We start from the raw sequence: 16,797 nt of genomic DNA, 5'->3' as shown, positions 1-16,797 counted from the left end.
ATCAAACTGCCCCGTCAAAATCCCTTTTTATGCCATTTGCCGCCATTTTTCTGCTTGTGCAAGCAAAAACACACAGCGTTTCGGCCAGTTGTGGGGGCAGCACCTTCTATAATGCAAAACGTTAACAAGAAAAATGATTAGTACGACGTTATGCAGATGATGGGACCACCATGAAGCAGTTGGTGCTCGATTTGGGCGCGGACCAGCCGCACAGCCTCGACGCGTTCGAGGTTGGCCAAAATGCCGAGGCGATGGCGCTGCTGGGCCAGTTCGCCTCGCGCACGGCGCGCGAGCACTTCGCCTATCTCTGGGGCAACGCCGGGGTGGGCAAGACCCACCTGCTGAAAGCGCTGGCCTCGGCCGGCGGCGAAGCCGAACAACTGCGCGCGCGCTATATCTCGCCGTTCTCGATCGAAACAGAATTCGTGTATTCGCCAGACGTCGACCTGTACCTGCTCGACGACTGCGAAAAGCTCTCGCCGGTCGCCCAGATCGACGCCTTTGCCCTGTTTAACGAAATCCGCGCCAATCACGCCTTCATGGTGTGCAGCGGCGCGGTGGCCCCGGCCGTATTGCCGGTGCGCGAGGACTTGCGCACCCGCATGGGATGGGGTTTGATCTACCAGATTCATGGCCTGACCGACGACGAAAAGGTCGCGGCGCTGGGTGCGGCGGCCACCGCGCGCGGCTTGACGCTGTCGCCGGGCGTGATACCCTACCTGCTATCTCATTTCCAGCGAGACATGAGTTCCCTGTCGACCATGCTCGATTCGCTGGATCAATATTCACTGGAAACCCAACGCCCGATCACCCTGCCGCTGTTGCGCGAGTGGTTGCAGGCGGAAGCAAAAGAATGAAAAAACTCGCCTTATTTGACCTCGACCACACGCTGCTGCCCATCGACTCCGACCACGAGTGGGGCGAGTTCCTGGTCCGCCTCGGCGCCGTCGATGCCGTCGAGTTCGCCCGCCGCAACGACGCCTTCTACGCCCAGTACCAGGCCGGCACCATCGACCCGGTCGAGTACCTGGAGTTCTCGCTCGGCACCTTGGCCACATTTCCGCGCGCCAAACTGGACCACATGCGCGCCCAGTTCATGACCGAGGTGGTAGTGCCGAACATCCGCCCGGCGGCGCTGGCGCTGCTCAAACAGCACCAGGATGCCGGCGACCTGGTGGCCATCGTCACGGCCACCAACCATTTCGTCACCGAGCCGATCGCCCGCGCGCTGGGCGTGGAACACCTGATCGCCGCCATGCCCGAGCTCGATGCGCAAGGTAACGTCACCGGCCGCCTGATCGGTACGCCCACCCAGGGCAAGGGCAAGATCACCCATACCGAAGCCTGGCTGGCCAAGATGGGCAAGACCTTCGCGGACTTCGAGAGCGTCCACTTCTACAGCGACTCGCACAACGACCTGCCATTGATGTCGCTGGTGAGCCACCCGGTGGCCACCAATGCCAACGCCACCCTGAAAACGCACGCCACCGCCCAAGGCTGGCAACTGATTGAACTGTTCAATGATTAAGAAACTGATCCGCAAAATCCTGGGCACCAAGACCAAGGTGCGTGATACCAATATCCCCGAGGTGCTGGGACCGGACGCGCACGGCATCGACCCGAAGCTGCTGTCCAATAACGCCGTGCGCGTGACCAGCACCTTGCAGGAAGCCGGCTTCGAAGCGTTCGTGGTGGGCGGCGCGGTGCGCGACCTGCTGCTGGGCGTCAAACCGAAAGACTTCGACATCGCCACCAACGCCACGCCGGAGCAGGTACGCAAACTGTTCCGCCGCGCGTTCATCATCGGCAAGCGGTTCCAGATCGTGCACGTGATGTTCGGCCAGGACCTGCTGGAAGTGACCACCTTCCGCGGCACCACGTCGGACAACGCGCCCAAGGACGAACATGGCCGCGTGCTGCGCGACAACACCTTCGGCTCGCAGGCGGAAGACGCGGTGCGGCGCGACTTCACCATCAACGCCATGTACTACAACCCGGCCAACCAGCAAGTGCTCGACTACCACGGCGGCATCGAGGACATCCGCGCCAAGACGCTGCGCATCATCGGCCAGCCCGAGGCGCGCTACCGCGAAGACCCGGTGCGCATGCTGCGCGTGGTGCGCTTTGCGGCCAAGCTGAAATTCACCATCGAGCCGACCACCGCCGCGCCGATCGCCCTGATGGCGCCGCTGATCGACAACGTCCCGGCCGCCCGCGTGTTCGACGAAATGCTCAAGCTGCTCATGAGCGGCCACGCGCTGGCGTGCCTGCAGCAGCTGCGCAAGGAAGGCCTGCACCACGGCCTGCTGCCGCTGCTCGACGTGGTGCTCGAGCAGCCGATGGGCTTCAAGTTCGTCACGCTGGCACTGGACTCGACCGACGCCCGCATCGCTGCCGGCAAGACCGTCTCGCCAGGCTTCCTGTTTGCCTCGCTGCTGTGGCACCAGGTGCTGGAAAAGTGGACCGCGTATCGCGCTGCCGGCGAGCAGACCATCCCGGCGCTGCACCTGGCCGCCGACGACGTGCTCGATTCGCAGACCGAAAAGCTGGCGCTGCAACGCAAGATCGGCACCGACATGCGCGACATCTGGTCGATGCAGCCGCGCTTCGAACGCCGTACCGGCAAGGCGCCGCACAAGCTGCTCGAGCACCTGCGCTTCCGCGCCGGCTACGACTTCCTGCTGCTGCGCTGCGCGTCGGGCGAGATCGATGCCGAGCTCGGCGAATGGTGGACCGCGTTTTACGAGTCCGACGAAGCTGGCCGCGAGGCGTTGATCGCCAGCGCCAGCCGGGCGCCACGGCCGCCTCGTTCGGCTGGTTCGGCTGGTTCGGCTGGTTCGGCTGGTGGTGCTGCTGGTGCTGGTGCTGGTTCGCGTGCTGGTGGTGGCGCGTCTCGTGCCGGTGGTGCCGGCGCTGGTGGCTTCGGTGCTGGTGCTTCCAGTGCCGCTGACGGCTCCGGCGAGGACGATTATGCCGATGCTCCAGCCGCCAGCGAACCGCCGAAGCGCAAGCGCGCGCCACGTCGCAGCCGCGCGCGTGGCCCGGCAGCAGCCGCCGAGAGCGGTGCACCCGGCGCCTCGGGTGCTGGTGGCACTGGTAGCGCCGGCGGCGGCGCGGGCTCCGATCACGACTAAGTTTTGTCATGAGCATCACCGCCAAGCCCGATGAAGGCGGCTTCGCCTTCACCATCGCCTACATCGGCATCGGCGCCAACCTCGGCGACGCCCGCGCCAACGTGGCCGACGCCTTCGAGCGCCTGCAAAAACTGCCCGGCTGCACGCTGATGGCCACCTCGAGCCTGTACCGCACGGCGCCCATCGATTCGTCCGGCGACGACTACATCAACGCCGTGGCCCGCATCGCCACTACGCTGGGCGCCCCTGCCCTGCTGGCGGCGCTGCACGGCATCGAGCAGGCCCACGGGCGCGAGCGCCCCTACCGCAATGCCCCGCGTACCCTGGACCTGGACCTGCTGCTGTATGGCGACGCCGTGATCGACACGCCGGACCTGGTCGTGCCGCATCCGCGCATCACCGAGCGCGCGTTTGTGCTGGTGCCGCTGCTGGAACTGGCGCCGGCCATCCATGTTCCCGGTTTCGGCGCTGCACAGGATTATCTTGCAGCAGTCGCCGACCAGGGCATCGCCCCGCTCTAAACCGCTACAACCGCTACACTAGCGCCGTCTGCCCCCATTTTTAAAGGATTACCATGTCTGGTTATTTGCAAGGAAACGAACTGGCCGCGAGCCAACAGCCCGCCGCCAACGTACCCGCGCCGGCGCCGGCCAAGTCGGCCGCCACCAAGGCAGTGACCATCCACACCCTGGCCGAGCTGCGCGCACGCGGCGAGAAAATCGCCATGCTCACCTGCTACGACGCCAGCTTCGCCTCACTGATGGACCGCTGCGGCGTGGAGATGCTGCTCATCGGCGACTCGCTGGGCATGGTCTGCAACGGCCACGCCTCGACCCTGCCGGTGACGGTAGCCGAACTGGCCTACCACACGGCGGCCGTGGCGCGCGGCAGCAAGTCGGCGATGATCGTGGCCGACCTGCCGTTCGGCGCCTACGGCACCACCGAGACCGCGTACCACAACGCCGTGCAGCTGATGCAGGCCGGCGCCCACATGATCAAGATCGAAGGCGGCGCCTGGCTGGCCGACACCGTGCGCTTCATGACCGAGCGCGGCGTGCCGGTCTGCGCCCACCTGGGCCTGACCCCGCAATCGGTACACCAGCTGGGCGGCTACAAGGTACAAGGCAAAACCGCCGACAGCGCCGAACTCTTGAAGCGCGACGCCATGGCCCTGCAAGCGGCAGGCGCCTCGGTGGTGGTGCTCGAAGCGATCCCCGCCGCGCTGGGCAAGGAAGTGACCGACCTGCTGGCAATTCCCACGATCGGCATCGGCGCAGGCCCCGACTGCTCGGGCCAGGTGCTGGTGATGCACGACCTGCTGGGCGTCTTCCCGGGCCGCAAGGCGCGCTTCGTGAAAAACTTCATGGACGGCCAGACCAGCATTGATGGCGCGATCACTGCGTACGTGAGCGCGGTCAAGGACGGCAGCTTCCCGGCACTGGAACACTGCTTCTAAGCCCGGACCGATAAACCGTCATCCTCGCGCACGCGGGGATCCATGGAACATGTGAGCAGTGCGTCTCCAATGGATAGTAGCGCGACTCATCTGCCCTATGGATCCCCGCTTTCGCGAAGATGACGGAGCGGGGGCGGTGATTTTATACCAGCGCCGCCAGGCAGTCGTCGAACGCTTGCAGCAGTCGCTGCAAATCCGCTTCGCTGGTGGCAGGACACACCAGCAGCATATTGTGGAACGGTGTGATCAGCACACCGCGATTGAGCAGGTAGAGGTGGATCGCCTGTTCGAGTTCCTCGTCCATCAGCATTTTCGCTGCGCTGCCGTTCTGCGGTGGCACTAGGCCGAACTGGAATTCGGTGCGGGCCCCCACTTGCGTTACACACCACGGCAGGCCGTGCCTGGCGATGCTGGCGCGCAGGCCATCGGCCAGTTGCTGCGCCAGCGCGAACATCTGCGTGTACGCGTCTTGCGTCATCACCTGTTCCAGGTTGGCGCGCATGGCCGCCATGGCGAACATATTGGCGGACAGCGTGGTGCCGATGCCCGAGTGGCCGGCCGGGGCGCTGCGCTTGGCGTGCTCCACACGGCGCGCCAATTCTTCCGTCATTCCATACGCGGCACAAGGCAGGCCGCCGGCCAGCGGTTTGCCGATCACCACCGCGTCGGGCCGCATGCCGTGCGCTTGCGCGTAGCCACCGGGACCACTGCTGATGGTGTGGGTTTCGTCGATCACCAGCAGCGTGCCATGACGCGCGATGATCTCCTGCGCTGCCCGCCAGTAGCCGGGCTGCGGCAGCACAATGCCCACGTTGGTCATCACCGGTTCGGCCAGCACGCAGGCGATGTCGCCCGCGCCTAACGCGGCGTCCAGGGCATCGAGGTCGTTGAATTCCACCACCACCGTGTGCGCGGTCAGATCATGCACCTGGCCGAGCAGGCTGGCGCGCTGGGTGGGCACGCCATCGACCAGATCGACGAACACATCGTCCACCGTGCCGTGGTAACAGCCGTTGAACACCAGGATCTTGCTGCGGCCGGTGGCCGCGCGCAGCCAGCGCAGCATGAAGCGGTTGGCGTCGGACGCGGATAACGCGAACTGCCAGTACGGCAGCCCGAAGCGGCGCGCCAGTTCGGTGGCTACCGGCGCGGCGTCATTCGACGGCAGCATCGCCGTGTAGCCACGCGTGGCCTGGCGGGCGATGGCGGCGGCCACTGGCGCCGGCGCGTGGCCGAACATGGCGCCGGTGTCACCGAGGCAGAAGTCGGCGTATTGAAGGCCATCGGCATCGGTAAAGTGTGCGCCGGAAGCTTCATTGACGGTGAGCGCGAACGGCGTGGACCAGTCGTTCATCCAGTGCATCGGCACGCCGAACAGCAAGTGCTGCGCCGCCTGCGCGGCCAGCGCTTGCGAGGCCGGATGGCGGGCGACGTAGTCGGCGCGTTCGCGTGCCGCCAGCGCCTGCACGCGGGGCCAGTTCAAGCCGTCGCGAGTACCCATGCGCCCTCCTACACCAGCAGCATCAGGTGCTCACGCTCCCACGAGCTGATCACCCGGCTGTAGGTGGAAAATTCGAGTTCCTTCACTTCGCAGAACGCTTCCACGAACAAGTCGCCGAGGATCTCGCGCAGCGGCGCGCATTCGCGCAAGCGGTTGATGGCGTCTTCCAGGTTGCGCGGCAAATGGTCGTGCACCTGCTCGGCGCTGCCGGCCATCGGCGGCGAGGCGTGCAATCCCTGTGTCATGCCGAGGTAGCCGCAGGCCAGGGTAGCGGCCATGGCCAGGTACGGGTTGACGTCCACGCCAGGCACGCGGTTTTCCACGCGGCGGTTGGCCGGCGTGGAGTTCGGGATGCGCAGCCCGCAGGTGCGGTTGTCGTAACCCCAGTGCACATTGGTGGGCGCGGACATGAAGCGCGACAGGCGCCGGTACGAATTGACGTGCGGCGCAAACAGCAGGGTGGCCGCCGGCGCAAATTGTTCGAGGCCGGCGATATAGCTGAAAAACAGGTCGCTGGCGCTGCCGTCGGCGCGGCTGAAGATATTGGCGCCGGTGACCGTATCGAGCACGCTCTGGTGGATGTGCATGGCGCTGCCCGGCTCCGCTTCCATCGGCTTGGCCATGAAGGTGGCGAAGATGCCGTGCCGTAGCGCCGTCTCGCGCACGGCGCGCTTGAACAGGAACACGCGGTCGGCCAGCTCCAGCGCCTCGCCGTGGGTAAAATTGATTTCCATCTGGCCTGCGCCCGCCTCGTGGATCAGCGTTTCGACGCCCAGCTGGTGCTGCTTGCAGAAGGTGGACAGTTCTAAAAAGAACGGATCGAAGTCGTTGACGGCGTCGATCGAATACGACTGACGGCCCGATTCCACCTTGCCGCTGCGGCCCAGCGGCGGCGTGAGCGGCTCGTGCGGATTGCTGCTGCGCGCCACCAGGTAGAACTCCAGCTCGGGCGCGACCACCGGCTGCCAGCCACGATCACAGTACAGCTTGAGCACCTGGCGCAGCACCGCGCGCGGCGACAAGCCCACCGGCGTGCCGTCGAAATTCTGGCAGTCGTGGATGACCAGCGCGACGTTCTCCGCCGCCCACGGCACTTGCCGCAAGGTGGCAGGGTCGGGCACGCAGATCATGTCCGGGTCGGTCACGCCCACGTAGGGCCGGTTGTTGGGCTGCTCGCCGTTGACGGTGTTGAGCAGCACGCTCTTGGGCAAGCGCATTTCGCCTTCGCCCAGGAACAGGTCCTTGGGCAGGATTTTCCCGCGCGCGATGCCGGTCATGTCGGCGATCACGCATTCGACTTCGTGGATGTTACGCTCGCGCAGAAAATCCTTCATCGCCTGCGTCATCAGTATTCCCCTCGTGTTTAGCCGATCTGGATCCAGGTGGTTTTGAGCTCGGTGTACTTGTCGAACGCGTGCAGCGACTTGTCGCGGCCATTGCCCGACTGCTTGTAGCCGCCGAACGGCACGGTGATGTCGTCGTTGTCGTACTGGTTCACGTGCACGGTGCCGGCCCGCAGTGCGCGCGACGTCTGCACCGCCTTGGTCAAATCCGATGTCCACACCGCCGCGTGCAGGCCATAGACGGTGCCGTTGGCCTGTTTGATCGCGTCGTTCAAGTCGGTAAAACTGAGCACCGACAGCACCGGTCCGAAAATCTCTTCGCGGGCAATCGTCATGCCGCTATCGACCTGGTCGAACAGGGTGGGCTCCACAAAAAAACCGCCGGTATCGTCGCGCACCCGCGCGCCGCCGGACAGCAGGCGCGCGCCACCTGCCTTGCCGGCTTCGATATAGCCGATCACGGTATTGAGCTGCGTGGCATCGACGATCGCTCCCATCACGGTGTTTTCGTCAAGCGGGTCGCCCGGCGCGAACGACGGCATCATGGCCAGCGCCTTTTCGATAAAACGCTCCTTGATCGATTCTTCCACGAACAGCCGCGACGGCGCGTTGCAGCTCTGGCCCTGGTTGAAGTAGATCGAGCCGATGGCCGCTGCCACCGCCGCATCGAGATCGGGGCAATCGGCGCAGACGATATTGGCCGACTTGCCGCCCAATTCCATCCAGGCGCGCTTGAGGTTCGATTGCCCCGCCATCTGCATGATCTGCTTGCCCACGCGGGTGGAACCGGTGAAGGCTATGCAGTCGACATCCATGTGCAGCGCCAGTGCGGAACCGGCCTCGTTGCCGTAGCCAGGCACCACATTGAACACGCCCGCAGGGATGCCCGCCTGCAGCGCCAGGTCACCCAGGCGCAGCGCCGTCAATGGCGACTTCTCCGACGGCTTCAGGATCACGCTGTTGCCGGCGGCAAGCGCCGGGGCGATCTTCCACGCGGCCATCAGCATCGGGTAATTCCACGGCACGATGGCGCCGACCACGCCCACCGGCTCGCGCGTGATCAGGGCCAGGCTGCTGTCGGCCGTCGGCGCGATTTCGTCGTAGATCTTGTCGATCGCCTCGCCGTACCAGCGGATGCAGTTGGCCGCGCCACCGACGTCCACGGTCTGGCTGTACTTGATCGGCTTGCCCATGTCGAGCGTCTCCAGCAGCGCCAGTTCCGCCCGGTTCTGCTCGATCAACTCGGCGAACTTGATGAGAATACGCTTGCGCTGCGCCGGCGCCTTGCCGGCCCACGCACGCGCCTCGAACGCGGCGCGGGCACTGGCCACGGCCGCATCGACATCCTGACCATCGCAGCGCGCCACCATGCCCAGCGAGCGGCCGTCGATAGGCGAGCGGTTGTCGAACTGCTGGCCGCCCAGCGCCCACACGCGCTGGCCGCCGATCAAGGCGCGGCCATCCGGTGTGACAGCGGCGGCGCGGTCATGCCATGAAGATGCAGTCATGTCATTCTCCTTGCAGCCAGCCGCGCTGTTTGATGTCTGCGTGCGTCAGGTCCAGGCAACGCCGGATCAGGGTGATCATCTCGTCGATCTGCTCGCGCGTCATCACCAGGGGCGGTGCGATGATCATCCTGTCGCCCACGGCGCGCATGATCATGCCGTTGCCGAACATATGGCCGCGGCACACCATGCCCACCCCGAGCGCGCTATCGAACGCCACGTTGTCATGGGGGCTGTCGGCCTTGGTGCGCACGAGGTTCAGCCCCGCGACAAAACCGCAGCTGTCGGCGTAGCCGACCAGCGGATGATCGGCCAGTTCGGCAAAGCGCTGCTTGAGGTACGGTCCGGTATCGTCGGCCACGCGTTCAATCAGCTTTTCCTCTTCCAGGATGCGGATGTTTTCCAGCGCGGCCGCGCACGCAACCGGGTGGCCCGAATACGTGAAACCGTGATTGAACTCGCCGCCCTGCTTGATCAGCACATCGGCAACGCGGTCGCCCACCAGCACGCCGCCGAGCGGAATGTAGCCGGACGTGACGCCCTTGGCGAACGTGATCAGGTCGGGGCGGATGCCAAACATCTCGGACGCGAACCAGCGCCCCAGGCGCCCGAAGCCGCAGATGACTTCATCGGCGATCAGCAGGATGCCGTACTTGTCGCAGATGCGCTGGATCTCGGGCCAGTACGTGGCCGGCGGGATGATCACCCCGCCCGCGCCCTGCACCGGCTCGCCGATGAAGGCAGCGACTTTGTCAGCGCCCACCTCGAGGATTTTATGCTCGAGCCACGATGCCGCCTCGATGCCGAATTCGTCTTCGATCATGCCGCGCCCGGACTCGAGGTAGTTCGGTTGGCCGATGTGAACGATACCCGGAATCGGCAAGCCACCCTGCGCGTGCATGTCGGTCATGCCGCCGAGCGACGCACCAGCCACCGTGCTGCCATGGTACGAGTTATGGCGGCTGATGATGGTGTGGCGTTCCTTGAAGCCCAGCACATCCCAGTAGCGGCGCACCATGCGCAGGTTGGTGTCGTTGGCCTCGGAACCGGAGCCGGTGAAGTACACGTGGTTGAACTGCGGCGGCGAAATCGCCGACAGTTTGTTCGCCAGCAGTACCGCCGGCACATTGGTGGTGTTGAAGAAGCTGTTATAGAACGGCAGCGTCTCCATCTGGCGGTACACGGCGTCCGAGATGCTCTTGCGGCCGTACCCCACATTCACGCACCACAGCCCCGACATGCCGTCGAGGATCTTGTTGCCTTCCGAGTCCCACAGGTAAATGCCCTCGCCGCGCACCATCACGCGCGCACCCTTTTCGCCGAGCGCCTGGTGGTCGGTAAACGGGTGCATATAGTGCGCCGTGTCGAGCTTCTGGATGGCGGCGGTGTCGTACAGTTCTTTGAGCTGGATGGTCATGTTCTGGTCTCCGGATTGCTGTTACTGGGTCAGACGTGCAGCAGCAGGTGCTCGCGCTCCCATGGGCTGATGACGGTCATGAATTCCTGGTGTTCGAGATCCTTGATGGCGGCGTAGACGTCGATGAAGCGCTCGCCGAGCACGGTGCGCAGCCGGTCTTCGCGGCGCAGCAGCTGCAGCGCCTCGGGCAGTCCCTGCGGCAGTTCGACGTCGAGATCGTAGGCGCTGTCGGTGGTCATGGCCGTGGGCTCGATCTGGTCGATCATGCCCAGGTAGCCGCAGGCCAGCGTGACGGCCAGCGCCAGGTACGGGTTGGCGTCGGCACCGATGATGCGGTTTTCCACGCGGCGGTCGTTCACGCCCGATTCGGGTACGCGGAAACCGACGGTGCGGTTGTCCATGCCCCACTGGATGTTGATCGGCGCGGCCGTGTGGCGCACGATGCGGCGGTACGAATTGACGTACGGCGCAACGATCGCCATCGCCGACGGCATATAGCGCTGCAGGCCGCCGATGTAGTGCTTGAAGATCGGCGCGGCCGAGCCGTCGTCGGCGCTGAAGATGTTCTTGCCGGTTTTGATATCGACCACGCTCTGGTGCACGTGCATCGCCGATCCGGGTTCGCCGGCCATCGGCTTGGCCATGAAGGTGGCGTACATATCGTGCTTGAGCGCCGCCTCGCGCAAGGTGCGCTTGAAGAAGAACACCTTGTCGGCCAGGCCCAGCGGATCGCCGTGCAGGAAGTTGATTTCCATCTGGCCTGCGCCGATTTCGTGGATCAGGGTATCGACGTCGAGGTTCATCGTTTCGCAGTAGTCGTAGATGTCCTCGAACAGCGGGTCGAACTCGTTGACGGCGTCGATGCTGTACACCTGGCGGCTGGTTTCGGCGCGGCCGCTGCGGCCGATCGGCGGGCGCAGTGGCAGGTCGGGATCGGTGTTCTTGGCGGTGAGGTAAAACTCAAGTTCAGGTGCGACCACCGGCTTCCAACCACGGTCCGCGTAGAGCTTGAGCACCCGGCGCAGCACCGAGCGGGGCGCGAAGTCCACCAGGCGGCCATCGGCAAAATAACAGTCGTGGATGACCTGCGCGGTAGGGTCGCTGGCCCACGGCACCATGGTGATGGTGGTGGGATCGGCCTTGAGGATCATGTCGCGGTCGGTGCTGGAAATGGCGCGGTCGTAGGCCGCATCATCGACCGGGTAATTGCCGGTGACGGTCATGCCCAGTACCGCTTCCGGGATGCGCATGCCGCGCTCCTGGGTGAATTTTCCGCGCGGGAGGATCTTCCCGCGCGCCACGCCGGTCAGGTCGGGCACCAGGCATTCGATCTCGGTGACGTGCTTTTCGTTGAGCCACACGTCCATGTCGGTGTAGGTGAAGTTTTCGCGTATAGCCATCAGATCTCTCCGGAGTTTTATTTGATTCTGGTTTTTTTATAGTGCCGGCAGGCGTCACCGAACGCCTGCAGCAGCTTCAGGGAATCCGGGTTGTCCATCAGTTTCCATTCAGGGTGCCACTGTACCGCGAGCGTAAATCCGGTGGCGTCCCGCACGCGGTAGGCTTCGACCAGTCCGTCAGCGGCGCGGGCCTCTACTGCCAGCCTTGGCGCCAGCTGATCGAGGCCCTGGCCATGCAGCGAATTGACCATGATGCGGTCCACGCCGCCCAAGGCGCGCGCCAGCACGCCGCCTGGCTCCACCTGCACATGGTGAACCGGCGCGTACTGCTCTTCCATCGTGTGACCCTTGTGTTCGCGGTGGTCGCTCATGCCGGCCACGCTGTGCACCGACTGGTGCAGCGTGCCGCCCAGCGCCACGTTCACTTCCTGGAAGCCCCGGCAAATCGCCAGCAGCGGGATGCCACGCTCGATGGCGGCGCGGATCAGCGGCAAGGTGGTGGCGTCGCGCGCGGCGTCGAGCGGCAGCGCCGGATCGAGCACCGCCTGGCCGTACAGGCCCGCGTGCACATTCGATGGTGAACCGGTGAGCAGGATGCCGTCGGCCAGGCCGAGCAGCGCCTCGAAGTCGGTGGACTCGCCCAGCGCCGGCATGATCAAAGGTGCGCAGCGGGCGCCGTCGGCGACGGCAGCGACGTACTTGAACTGCGCGGTGTGGGCGGCGTGCAGGCCAACCGGATTGACGCAGGCGGGGACGAGAACGATGGGGCTGCGCATATTGGTCTATGAAATATGAAGCAGGTTTGATCATAAGCCTAATTTGGTATGATTGCCATTACTGCTACTTGACCCAGCTTAAAGTCTGCTCCGCATGACCGCTTCAACTCCATGAAAAACCTGCCGTGGCGCGACTTCATCGCGCTCGTTGCCAGCATCGGCGTGGTCGGCCTGGGGCTCGGCGCGACCATCCCGCTCACCGCCCTGCGCCTCGACCAGCGCGGCATCGGCACCGACATCATCGGCATAATCACCGCCGTCAGCGCGCTGGGCATCCTGGCCGTGACGCCGTTCGTTTCGCGCTGGGTGGCGTGCCATGGTGCGCGCACGTGCATGATCGCGGCGATTATCGTCGGTGGGCTGTCCACCGCGCTGATGGAAACCACGTCCGATTTATTCGCCTGGGCGCTGCTGCGCTTTGTCTTCGGCGCTTGCATGGGCGTGCTGTTTACCGTGGGCGAGGCGTGGGTCAACCACCTGGCGCCGGGCCATGCGCGCGGGCGCGTGGTGGCCATGTACACCACCGCTTTTACGCTGTTCCAGCTGGTCGGGCCAGCGCTGGTGGCGGCAGTGGAAGATAAAATGACCTGGGCCTTTGCCGCCGCCGGCGCGCTGTTCTTGCTGGCGCTGCCCGGCATGGCGCTGATACGCGGCGACGCGCAATCCGACGACGAAGACGAAGCGCAGGCGCCGTGGCGCATGGTGCTGCCGCAGATGCCGATGATCGCCATGGGCGCGGCGTTTTTCGCGCTGTTCGACACCCTGGCTTTGAGCCTGCTGCCGCTGTACGCGATGCGCCAGGGTATCGCCACCGAGCTGGCGCTGCTCTCGGCCACGGTGGTGCTGGTGGGCGACACGGTGCTGCAATTCCCGTTCGGCTGGCTGGCCGACCGCTACGGGCGGCGCCGCGTGCATACCGGCTGCGGCATCGCCGTGTGCGTGCTGCTGCCGGTGCTGCCGTTTGCGGCGGGCACGCCGTGGTTGTGGTGGACGGTGTTATTGATGCTCGGTGCCGCGGCGGGGGCGATCTACATGCTGTCGATCGTGGCGTGCGGCCAGCGCTTTACCGGCGCCAGGCTGGTGGCGGCCAGTGCCATCCTCAACGCCAGCTGGGGCGTGACCAGCAGCGGCGGGCCGCTGGTCACCGGGGTGCTGATGCACTCGGTAGGGATCAATGCGCTGCCGGCAGTGATGTGGTGCGGCGCGGCGGCCTTCGCCGCCTGCGCCTGGTGGGAGTATCGCCGGATTCCTTAGAACCTTAATCTTTACCGGCGTTGGAAATCTGCTTATGACGCAGCCGCTCGGCGCGGGCGATGTACAAGCTCGATGCGATCACACCGATGGACACGACCAGGATGGTCAGCGCCGCCACCGCATTCACGCGCGGATCGAGCCCCAGCCGCGCGCGCGAGAAGATCACGATCGGCATGGTCGATGAGCCGGGGCCGGACAGGAAGGCCGACAGCACCACGTCGTCGAGCGACAGCGTGAACGTCAGCAGCCACGCGGAGCCGAGCGCCTGCTTGATGTTGGGCAGCGTGACCAGGAAGAACACCTGGTACGGCCGGCAGCCGAGGTCCATCGCCGCTTCTTCGAGCGACTTGCTCATCTCCTGCAGGCGCGATTGCACCACCACCGCCGCGTAGGCCATGCCCAGCAGCGTGTGGCCGATCCAGATCGTGGTCAGGCCGCGTTCCGGAAAGCCGAACGCCTTTTGCACCGAGACCAGCATGAGCAGCAGCGACAGGCCGATGATCACTTCGGGCATCACCAGCGGCGCACTGACCATGCCGGCGAACACTGTGCGCCCGGTAAAACGGCGGTAGCGATCGAGCACGAAGGCGGCAAAGGTGCCCAGCACCACCGAGGCGAAGGCCGTAAGCACCGCAATGCGCAGCGACAGTCCCAGGCCGTTGATGATTTCCGTGTCCTGCATCAGCGCCGCGTACCACTGCAGCGAAAAGCCGCTCCACACCATGTCCTGGCGCGAGCTGTTAAACGAAAACACCACCAGCACCACGATGGGCAGGTACAGGAACAAGTACCCCAGCGACAACCAGCCGCGCCCGAACCAGCGCTGCATGAAACTCGTATTGGTTTTCATCGGCTGTCCTCCTGCTCTGCCTTGTACTTGTTGAAGATCGCCATCGGCACCAGGATCAGCATGATCACCACCACCGTCACGGCAGACGCCAATGGCCAGTCGTTATTGGTGAAGAATTCGTCCCACAGCTGGCGGCCGATCATGAGGGTCTCGGGGCCGCCCAGCAGCTCGGGGATCACGTACTCGCCCACCGACGGAATGAATACCAGCATCGAGCCGGCGATGATGCCGGACTTCGACAGCGGCACCGTCACGCGCCAGAAGGCCTGGAACGGCGTGGCGCCCAGGTCGGCCGCAGCCTCCAGGAAGCGCACGTCCATTTTCACCAGGTTGGCGTACAGCGGCAGGATCATGAATGGCAAATACGCGTACGTCATGCCGATGATCAGCGAGAACTGGGTGTTCATCAGGTGCAGCGGCTCGGCAATCGCCCCAATGCTGATCAGGAAGTTGTTGAGGATGCCGTTATTGGCCAGGATGCCCTTCCACGCGTAGATCCGCAGCAGGAACGAGGTCCAGAACGGCATCATCACCAGCATCAGCAGCACCGGCCGGATGGTTGGTTTGGCGCGCGCCATGAAGTAGGCGAACGGGTAGCCGATGAACAGGCACAGCGCGGTGGTGATCGCGGCGAACTTGAGCGAACTGAGATACGTCAGCACGTACAGGTCGTCCTGCAGGATGAACAGGTAGTTCGAGATCTTGACCTTGAGCGTCATCACGCCGTCGGCTACCGTCACCAGCGTGCCGAACGGGTCGCCCACATCGGCTTCCGCAAAGCTGATGCGCAGCACGATCAGGAACGGCACCAAAAAGGCGAACGTGAGCCACAGCGACGGCACGGCAATGACGAACCGGCGCCCCGTGAAAAAATTCTTGAAAAAGTTCATGGCCGCGCCCTAGCTGGTGAGCACCACGACATCGGCGCCATCCCACCACGCATACACGCGCTGGTCGCGCTTGAGCGCGGCGGCGTCGTGGCGGGCGGCGTTGGTGCGCGACACCTTGATGCTCATGCCGGTGTCGAGCTGCACGTGGTACAGCGTCTCGTTGCCGAAATAGGCCAACGCGGTAATCGTGCCCTGCACGCAGTTGTAGCCATGCTCGCTGGCGTTGGCGCGCTGCTCGAGGGTGGGTGCCTCCGCCTGCACAGCGATCTTCTCGGGCCGCACGGCCACCGCCACCGGCATGCCCATGGTGCCGGTGATGCCGTGGGTGATGTAGTGGCGCCCTTCCGGCGTATCGATGATCACGTGGTCCGGTTCGTCGACGGTGACGCTGCCGTTGAACAGGTTGACGCTGCCGATGAAGTCGGCAACGAAGCGGCAGTTCGGCGTCTCGTAGATTTCTTCGGGTGCGCCCACCTGCAGGATGCGGCCCGCGCTCATGACGGCGATGCGGGTGGCCATGCTCATCGCTTCATCCTGGTCGTGGGTGACCATCACGCAGGTTACGCCCACTTCCTCGATGATGGACACGAGCTCCATCTGGGTGCGCTCGCGCAGTTTTTTGTCGAGCGCGCCGAGCGGCTCGTCGAGCAGCAGCAGCTGCGGGCGCTTGGCCAGGCTGCGCGCCAGCGCCACGCGTTGCTGCTGGCCGCCGGACAGCTGGTGCGGCTTGCGTTTGCCGTATTCGGACAGCTGCACCAGCGCCAGCATTTTCTCGACGCGGGCGGCGATTTCGTCCTTGGGCAAACCATCGCGGCGCAGGCCGAAGGCGATGTTGTCCCATACCGACAGGTGCGGGAACAGCGCGTACGACTGGAACATCATGTTGATGGGCCGCTGGTACGGCGGCACGCCGACGATGTCCTGGCCGGCCAGGATGATCTCGCCGGCGGTGGGGGTCTCGAAGCCGGCCAGCATGCGCAGCAGCGTCGATTTGCCACAGCCCGAGCTGCCGAGCAGCGCGAAGATCTCGCCCTTGTTGATCGCCACGGAGACATCATTGACGGCGCGTACGCCATCGAAGTCCTTGACCAGGTTGCGGATCAGGAGAAAAGGTTCAGCAGCTCGCTCTGGGGTCATATTGTGTAAAAATTAATGGTGCCAATTAGAGAACAGAAATGTAACCACTGTCGGACAAGCCGTCATCCTCGCGCATGCGGGGATCCATAGACCGCGTAATCGGATACTCAGTATGGATTCCTGCTTTCGCGGGA

The 16,797-nt window shown here is 64.6% G+C and carries 15 protein-coding genes; 6 read left to right on the top strand and 9 right to left on the bottom strand.

The genetic code is table 11. The features are described 5' to 3' along the window. Positions 1-170 precede the first annotated feature (170 nt). From hda to panB, 5 genes are read left to right on the top strand one after another with little or no spacing between them, the layout of a single operon-like run. The gene (gene hda / locus J2X54_RS13360) at positions 171-857 is read left to right on the top strand and encodes a DnaA regulatory inactivator Hda (RefSeq protein ID WP_070249062.1); all 687 of its coding nucleotides are present in this window, start codon (positions 171-173) and stop codon (positions 855-857) included. Next, positions 854-1,528 (top strand): HAD family hydrolase, encoded by a 675-nt coding sequence (locus tag J2X54_RS13355; RefSeq protein ID WP_310181327.1) that lies wholly within the window; start codon positions 854-856, stop codon positions 1,526-1,528. Before hda ends, J2X54_RS13355 begins: the two co-directional genes overlap by 4 nt. After that, the gene (gene pcnB, locus J2X54_RS13350) at positions 1,521-3,134 is read left to right on the top strand and encodes a polynucleotide adenylyltransferase PcnB (RefSeq protein WP_310181325.1); all 1,614 of its coding nucleotides are present in this window, start codon (positions 1,521-1,523) and stop codon (positions 3,132-3,134) included. The genes J2X54_RS13355 and pcnB overlap by 8 nt, the downstream gene beginning before the upstream one ends. 8 nt (positions 3,135-3,142) lie before the next feature. Then, entirely contained in the window at positions 3,143-3,655 is a 513-nt protein-coding gene (gene folK, locus J2X54_RS13345) for a 2-amino-4-hydroxy-6-hydroxymethyldihydropteridine diphosphokinase (RefSeq protein ID WP_310181324.1), read from the top strand. A gap of 53 nt (positions 3,656-3,708) precedes the next feature. Further along, the gene (gene panB / locus J2X54_RS13340) at positions 3,709-4,590 is read left to right on the top strand and encodes a 3-methyl-2-oxobutanoate hydroxymethyltransferase (protein ID WP_208600047.1); all 882 of its coding nucleotides are present in this window, start codon (positions 3,709-3,711) and stop codon (positions 4,588-4,590) included. Between the two features lie 142 nt (positions 4,591-4,732). Here panB and J2X54_RS13335 read toward each other — a convergent pair whose 3' ends face one another. Genes J2X54_RS13335 through J2X54_RS13310 form a run of 6 tightly spaced genes read right to left on the bottom strand, consistent with a single transcriptional unit; the run spans position 4,733 to position 12,532 of the window. Beyond that, positions 4,733-6,091: an aspartate aminotransferase family protein gene (locus J2X54_RS13335; protein WP_310181323.1), complete on the bottom strand. Its 1,359-nt coding sequence runs from the start codon at positions 6,089-6,091 to the stop codon at positions 4,733-4,735. 8 nt (positions 6,092-6,099) lie between these two features. After that, a complete protein-coding gene (locus J2X54_RS13330) occupies positions 6,100-7,437 on the bottom strand; it encodes a glutamine synthetase family protein (RefSeq protein WP_310181321.1) in 1,338 nt (445 codons plus the stop codon). A gap of 17 nt (positions 7,438-7,454) precedes the next feature. Then, positions 7,455-8,942 carry an aldehyde dehydrogenase gene (locus tag J2X54_RS13325; RefSeq protein ID WP_310181320.1) on the bottom strand — a complete coding sequence of 496 codons (1,488 nt, stop codon included), beginning with the start codon at positions 8,940-8,942 and terminating at the stop codon, positions 7,455-7,457. Between the two features lies 1 nt (position 8,943). Next, on the bottom strand, positions 8,944-10,356 hold the full coding sequence (locus tag J2X54_RS13320; RefSeq protein ID WP_310181319.1) for an aspartate aminotransferase family protein: 1,413 nt from the start codon (positions 10,354-10,356) through the stop codon (positions 8,944-8,946). A 29-nt stretch (positions 10,357-10,385) separates the two neighbouring features. After that, positions 10,386-11,756 carry a glutamine synthetase family protein gene (locus J2X54_RS13315; protein WP_056138053.1) on the bottom strand — a complete coding sequence of 457 codons (1,371 nt, stop codon included), beginning with the start codon at positions 11,754-11,756 and terminating at the stop codon, positions 10,386-10,388. A 17-nt stretch (positions 11,757-11,773) separates the two neighbouring features. Then, positions 11,774-12,532 carry a gamma-glutamyl-gamma-aminobutyrate hydrolase family protein gene (locus J2X54_RS13310; protein ID WP_310181317.1) on the bottom strand — a complete coding sequence of 253 codons (759 nt, stop codon included), beginning with the start codon at positions 12,530-12,532 and terminating at the stop codon, positions 11,774-11,776. A 111-nt stretch (positions 12,533-12,643) separates the two neighbouring features. On the opposite strand from J2X54_RS13310, the gene J2X54_RS13305 reads away from it, so the two are divergent. Continuing rightward, positions 12,644-13,786 carry an MFS transporter gene (locus J2X54_RS13305; RefSeq protein WP_310181316.1) on the top strand — a complete coding sequence of 381 codons (1,143 nt, stop codon included), beginning with the start codon at positions 12,644-12,646 and terminating at the stop codon, positions 13,784-13,786. A gap of 4 nt (positions 13,787-13,790) precedes the next feature. Here J2X54_RS13305 and J2X54_RS13300 read toward each other — a convergent pair whose 3' ends face one another. Genes J2X54_RS13300 through J2X54_RS13290 form a run of 3 tightly spaced genes read right to left on the bottom strand, consistent with a single transcriptional unit; the run spans position 13,791 to position 16,663 of the window. Then, positions 13,791-14,636 carry an ABC transporter permease subunit gene (locus J2X54_RS13300; protein ID WP_310181315.1) on the bottom strand — a complete coding sequence of 282 codons (846 nt, stop codon included), beginning with the start codon at positions 14,634-14,636 and terminating at the stop codon, positions 13,791-13,793. Beyond that, positions 14,633-15,526, bottom strand: a complete 894-nt coding sequence (locus J2X54_RS13295; RefSeq protein WP_310181313.1) for an ABC transporter permease subunit — start codon at positions 15,524-15,526, stop codon at positions 14,633-14,635. Before J2X54_RS13295 ends, J2X54_RS13300 begins: the two co-directional genes overlap by 4 nt. A gap of 9 nt (positions 15,527-15,535) precedes the next feature. Continuing rightward, entirely contained in the window at positions 15,536-16,663 is a 1,128-nt protein-coding gene (locus tag J2X54_RS13290; RefSeq protein ID WP_310181312.1) for a polyamine ABC transporter ATP-binding protein, read from the bottom strand. Positions 16,664-16,797 lie beyond the last annotated feature (134 nt).

The sequence above is a fragment of the Duganella sp. 3397 genome, assembly GCF_031456625.1.
GTDB lineage: Bacteria > Pseudomonadota > Gammaproteobacteria > Burkholderiales > Burkholderiaceae_D > Rugamonas > Rugamonas phyllosphaerae.
This window is presented reverse-complemented; position numbering and strand designations above follow the sequence as displayed.

Excerpts from the sequence above, each read along its gene's own strand:
- J2X54_RS13330 (WP_310181321.1), bottom strand. The coding sequence starts at position 7,437 with ATGACGCAGGCGATGAAGGATTTTCTGCGCGAGCGTAACATCCACGAA.
- J2X54_RS13335 (WP_310181323.1), bottom strand. The coding sequence starts at position 6,091 with ATGGGTACTCGCGACGGCTTGAACTGGCCCCGCGTGCAGGCGCTGGCG.
- panB (WP_208600047.1), top strand. The coding sequence starts at position 3,709 with ATGTCTGGTTATTTGCAAGGAAACGAACTGGCCGCGAGCCAACAGCCC.
- pcnB (WP_310181325.1), top strand. The coding sequence starts at position 1,521 with ATGATTAAGAAACTGATCCGCAAAATCCTGGGCACCAAGACCAAGGTG.
- J2X54_RS13300 (WP_310181315.1), bottom strand. The coding sequence starts at position 14,636 with ATGAAAACCAATACGAGTTTCATGCAGCGCTGGTTCGGGCGCGGCTGG.
- J2X54_RS13315 (WP_056138053.1), bottom strand. The coding sequence starts at position 11,756 with ATGGCTATACGCGAAAACTTCACCTACACCGACATGGACGTGTGGCTC.
- J2X54_RS13310 (WP_310181317.1), bottom strand. The coding sequence starts at position 12,532 with ATGCGCAGCCCCATCGTTCTCGTCCCCGCCTGCGTCAATCCGGTTGGC.
- J2X54_RS13320 (WP_310181319.1), bottom strand. The coding sequence starts at position 10,356 with ATGACCATCCAGCTCAAAGAACTGTACGACACCGCCGCCATCCAGAAG.
- J2X54_RS13325 (WP_310181320.1), bottom strand. The coding sequence starts at position 8,942 with ATGACTGCATCTTCATGGCATGACCGCGCCGCCGCTGTCACACCGGAT.
- J2X54_RS13355 (WP_310181327.1), top strand. The coding sequence starts at position 854 with ATGAAAAAACTCGCCTTATTTGACCTCGACCACACGCTGCTGCCCATC.
- hda (WP_070249062.1), top strand. The coding sequence starts at position 171 with ATGAAGCAGTTGGTGCTCGATTTGGGCGCGGACCAGCCGCACAGCCTC.
- J2X54_RS13290 (WP_310181312.1), bottom strand. The coding sequence starts at position 16,663 with ATGACCCCAGAGCGAGCTGCTGAACCTTTTCTCCTGATCCGCAACCTG.
- J2X54_RS13305 (WP_310181316.1), top strand. The coding sequence starts at position 12,644 with ATGAAAAACCTGCCGTGGCGCGACTTCATCGCGCTCGTTGCCAGCATC.
- folK (WP_310181324.1), top strand. The coding sequence starts at position 3,143 with ATGAGCATCACCGCCAAGCCCGATGAAGGCGGCTTCGCCTTCACCATC.
- J2X54_RS13295 (WP_310181313.1), bottom strand. The coding sequence starts at position 15,526 with ATGAACTTTTTCAAGAATTTTTTCACGGGGCGCCGGTTCGTCATTGCC.